This window comes from Gillisia sp. CAL575, from assembly GCF_000403785.1.
Taxonomy (GTDB): Bacteria; Bacteroidota; Bacteroidia; order Flavobacteriales; family Flavobacteriaceae; genus Gillisia.
The window spans coordinates 1-3,296 of record NZ_APHJ01000052.1 but is presented as its reverse complement, the minus strand read 5'-3'; the positions used below and the strand labels follow the sequence as shown (position 1 = coordinate 3,296).

2 protein-coding genes and 1 pseudogene are annotated in these 3,296 nt (G+C 35.6%); all 3 read left to right on the top strand.

Features of this window, described 5'->3' with window-relative positions:
• Positions 1–1,114: pseudogene (locus tag I130_RS14695) on the top strand (hypothetical protein); the annotation flags it as partial.
• 116 nt (positions 1,115–1,230) lie between these two features.
• Complete coding sequence (locus I130_RS14690; RefSeq protein WP_034924967.1) at positions 1,231–2,643, top strand: hypothetical protein; 1,413 nt, start codon at positions 1,231–1,233, stop codon at positions 2,641–2,643.
• Positions 2,644–2,791: 148 nt separating this feature from the next.
• On the top strand, positions 2,792–3,296 hold a 505-nt coding region (locus tag I130_RS14685; protein WP_034924964.1), incomplete at its 3' end, for a hypothetical protein.

The window sequence follows — 3,296 nt, the reverse complement described above, 5'->3', positions numbered from 1 at the left end:
AGACGTAGATGTATTATGCTATGTTCCTCGTATGGAAGAAGCATTTGGTTATATTTTCTTCGATATTAACTTAATTAGAATAACTAATAACTACTGCATCTTCGTAAACTTTTGTGATGATGGAACAGGAAGAGAATACCCAGCTAAATTTATGGTGGATGTATGGTCTGATGCTCTAGATGGTGACGATCAAGTTGTAGATGGTGTTATGAACTCGGTATCTGGAAGTGGAAATAGTTTTGCCGCTACCGTATTATGTTTCCCATTACCTCCATTAGAAGATGGAGTATACTATGTACGAGTTACCGTAATGGATACAGATGCTTATGATACTGATGGTTCCGATATTTTTGAATTCGAGATAGATCAAGATGATATTGATGGACAATTAGATTTAACTCCACGTTATAGACATATTAGAATTAATTGTGACGATAATCCAGGTGGAGGAGATGATTGTGCTTCTAAAGGTGGAGATGCTGACGGTGATGGTATTTGCGATGATGACGACGATTGTATTAACGGAGTAGGTACAGGTTGTAACCCAGGTGGAGGTGATGATTGCGCTTCTAATGGTGGAGATGCTGACGAAGATGGTATTTGCGATAATGAAGATGATTGTGTTAATGGTGTAGGTTCAGGATGTAACCCAGGTGGGGGAGAAGATTGTGATGAAACAGCATATATGCAAGGAGGTATACGCTTTAGCGAAATTCAAGGTGGTCCAGGTCGTTGGGGTTGGATTGAAGATTTTGATATAGCTACAGATAATGGAAACAGCTATAATATTTACGCCGGAGCTAGTAATCAATATAATCTTAATGATAACACGAGAATTGGAGATGTTACCATAACATTTAATGATGAAACTAATATGGTAAAGTTAACCTTCGATTTTGAAAATAGCTTAAATGGATTTAGTAAACTTCATGTGAATATTTCAGAGAATATTCCACCAAAACAAACATTACAAGCACCAGGTCAATACAATAACAACCAATATGGTTCTGTAAGTGATGGAGATTCATTCTTATTCCCTTGGAACGGAGATGGTGATTTCTACATAGTGGTTCATGGAGCAGACTCCTGTAAAGATGGAGGAAGTGATGATTAAGTAATCATAAAATAACCCACCCGATGTAAAATTACAACGGGTGGTTATTTAAACATTCAATCCAAACAAACATACTTTTATTAACCATTCTAAATATTAATCTAAATTATTTAATCATGAAAAAAATTAACTATTATTTGAGTTTTATTGCGATCCTCGCTTTACTCTTTACTTCTTGTAGTAAAGAGGAAACCGATGTAGCCGGCCTTGACGGTCAGGATACTTTCCAATTACAATTTGGAACTTTATTAACTGACTTTGATCAAAGTAAAGATCACCTATCTGGTGATCCGGTAGAATGTAGAGTTGCCGATCCTTCTTATGTATTAGTGGCACTAACTGATAGCAATAACGATTGGGTTGCTGGAATGAATCCTGAGGCAGACGCTAATGACTTTATTAAGATCAATATTAAAAACAACAATGGAAGTTGGGAAACCCAATATTCAGATGTTTTAGGACTGCCAGCTGGTACCTATAAATTACAATATTTCATTGTATACAGTGCAGATGACCAAGTACTATGGGTAGCTCCTCGAGAAGGAGGTGCATATGCAGGTACTGTAGCAGATCCATTGCCACAAACAATAGAATTAGGCGCAGGAACTAAACCTTATGTAGATGTAGATGTATTATGCTTTGTTCCACGTATGGAAGAAGCTTATGGCTATATTTTCTTTGATCTTAACTTAATTAGAATAACCAACAACTATTGCATCTTCGTGAATTATTGTGATGATGAAACAGGTAGAGAATATCCTGCTAAATTTATGGTAGATGTTTGGGCAGATGGATATGATGGAAGCGAAGTTGTTATAGACGGCGAGATGAATGCAATAACTCAATCTGGTGATTATCCAGCAGCCTCTGTTTTATGTTTCCCATTGCCACCATTACAAGGAGACGATACTTATTTTGTTAGAGTAACAGTTATGGATGATGCATTGTTACCATATACATCAGACGCTTCAGATGTTGTTCAATTCCAAATAAATCAATCTGATATTGATGCTCAACTAGATGAAACTCCTCGATATGAGCATTTAAAAATCAATTGTAATCCTAATCAAGGAGAGCCTTATTGTACTCCAACTACTTCAAACGTATCCTCATGTACTTTCTACTGTGAAGGTGGCGTTTTTGGATTCTTATCTGAAATGGGAGATATGGGCGAAAATGGATTTATTCATATTACAAACGGAAATTTCACTGATACGTTTAAACTATATGTAGATGGTACAACCAATGCTATAGCCGATGTGAAGTTTGAATTTGATATCAATAATGATCTTAGAGTGAAATTCTCAAATCTGGGTAATAATATTATTAGTGCATTCGAAATAGATGCTCGCTTGCCAGCTGGCTCTAGTGAAGCTATTTGTAATGACACAAGATGTAATGCTGACTGTTTACATAATGATGATTTCACTGAAAAATTAGAAGGTGATGTAATTAAGCCATCATTAATGGGAACTGGCGGATTCTTTATTAAAGTGAGAGTTCGAGAAGGTTTTTGTCCTTCAATTTAAATTAAAAAATGATAAGATGATTAATTCAAATTATCGAGATAACTAAGTAAGGAGCGATTAAAAAGAAATGTTGCTTTTTAAACGCTCTTACTTTATCCAAACTTATGTATTAAGTATTCTTAATACAATTAATCTAAATTTTTAAATTATGAAAATTTTTAAACACTCAATTGCCTTTCTGGCAGTATTTGCACTCCTCTTTACTTCTTGTAGTAAAGAAGAAACTGATGTTACTGGCCCTGATAGTCAGGATACATTTCAATTACAATTTGGAACCTTATTAAATGATTTTGCTAAGCAAACGAAAGATCATTTATCGGGTGATCCAGTAGAATGTAGAGTTGCCGATCCTTCTTATGTATTAGTTGCTTTAACCAATAGCAGTGACGACTGGGTTGCTGGAATGAATCCAGAGGCAGATGCAAATGACTTCATTAAAATTAATGTTAAAAACAATAATGGAAGTTGGGAAACCCAATATTCTGATGTTTTAGGCTTGCCAGCAGGTACTTATAAATTACAGTATTTTATTGTTTATAGCGCAGATGATCAAGTATTATGGGTAGCTCCGCGTGAAGGAGGAGCCTATGCAGGTAGTGTAGCAGATGCATTGCCACAAACAATAGAATTAGGAGCAGGTACTAAGCCTTATG

Bases quoted from the DNA above. Each gene is read 5' to 3' on its own strand.
- I130_RS14690 (WP_034924967.1), top strand. From the start codon at position 1,231: ATGAAAAAAATTAACTATTATTTGAGTTTTATTGCGATCCTCGCTTTA.